This is a genomic window from Vreelandella salicampi (assembly GCF_013415105.1).
GTDB classification, from domain to species: Bacteria; Pseudomonadota; Gammaproteobacteria; order Pseudomonadales; family Halomonadaceae; genus Vreelandella; species Vreelandella salicampi.
This window is the reverse complement of sequence record NZ_JACCDF010000040.1, coordinates 1-1,625: the sequence shown is the minus strand read 5'-3', so window position 1 is coordinate 1,625 and position 1,625 is coordinate 1. Positions and strand designations below refer to the sequence as shown.

Annotated in this window: 1 rRNA gene; it reads left to right on the top strand. The window is 55.3% G+C overall.

The features are described from left to right. Positions 1-89: 89 nt before the first annotated feature. A 16S ribosomal RNA gene (locus HZS81_RS17900) occupies positions 90-1,624 on the top strand. Position 1,625: the final 1 nt, after the last annotated feature.

Genomic DNA, 1,625 nt, shown 5'->3' with positions numbered 1-1,625 from the left:
TCTTTGAAGAACGTTTGAAAACCTTGAGCCAAGTTTGATCCGCTTTTGTGTCTTCTCCGGAAGAGACGAGTAAGGATCACAATGATTGTAAACTGAAGAGTTTGATCATGGCTCAGATTGAACGCTGGCGGCAGGCCTAACACATGCAAGTCGAGCGGTAACAGATCCAGCTTGCTGGATGCTGACGAGCGGCGGACGGGTGAGTAATGCATAGGAATTTACCCGGTAGTGGGGGATAACCTGGGGAAACTCAGGCTAATACCGCATACGTCCTACGGGAGAAAGCGGGGTTTCGGCCTCGCGCTATCGGATGAGCCTATGCCGGATTAGCTGGTTGGTGAGGTAATGGCTCACCAAGGCGACGATCCGTAGCTGGTCTGAGAGGATGATCAGCCACATCGGGACTGAGACACGGCCCGAACTCCTACGGGAGGCAGCAGTGGGGAATATTGGACAATGGGGGCAACCCTGATCCAGCCATGCCGCGTGTGTGAAGAAGGCCCTCGGGTTGTAAAGCACTTTCAGCGAGGAAGAACGCCTGTTGGTTAATACCCGGCAGGAAAGACATCACTCGCAGAAGAAGCACCGGCTAACTCCGTGCCAGCAGCCGCGGTAATACGGAGGGTGCAAGCGTTAATCGGAATTACTGGGCGTAAAGCGCGCGTAGGTGGCTTGATAAGCCGGTTGTGAAAGCCCCGGGCTCAACCTGGGAACGGCATCCGGAACTGTCAGGCTAGAGTGCAGGAGAGGAAGGTAGAATTCCCGGTGTAGCGGTGAAATGCGTAGAGATCGGGAGGAATACCAGTGGCGAAGGCGGCCTTCTGGACTGACACTGACACTGAGGTGCGAAAGCGTGGGTAGCAAACAGGATTAGATACCCTGGTAGTCCACGCCGTAAACGATGTCGACCAGCCGTTGGGTGCCTAGAGCACTTTGTGGCGAAGTTAACGCGATAAGTCGACCGCCTGGGGAGTACGGCCGCAAGGTTAAAACTCAAATGAATTGACGGGGGCCCGCACAAGCGGTGGAGCATGTGGTTTAATTCGATGCAACGCGAAGAACCTTACCTACCCTTGACATCGACAGAAGCCTGGAGAGATCCGGGTGTGCCTTCGGGAACTGTCAGACAGGTGCTGCATGGCTGTCGTCAGCTCGTGTTGTGAAATGTTGGGTTAAGTCCCGTAACGAGCGCAACCCTTGTCCTTATTTGCCAGCGCGTAATGGCGGGAACTCTAAGGAGACTGCCGGTGACAAACCGGAGGAAGGTGGGGACGACGTCAAGTCATCATGGCCCATACGGGTAGGGCTACACACGTGCTACAATGGCCGGTACAAAGGGCGGCGAGCTCGCGAGAGTCAGCGAATCCCTTAAAGCCGGTCTCAGTCCGGATCGGAGTCTGCAACTCGACTCCGTGAAGTCGGAATCGCTAGTAATCGTGAATCAGAATGTCACGGTGAATACGTTCCCGGGCCTTGTACACACCGCCCGTCACACCATGGGAGTGGACTGCACCAGAAGTGGTTAGCCTAACGCAAGAGGGCGATCACCACGGTGTGGTTCATGACTGGGGTGAAGTCGTAACAAGGTAGCCGTAGGGGAACCTGCGGCTGGATCACCTCCTTAA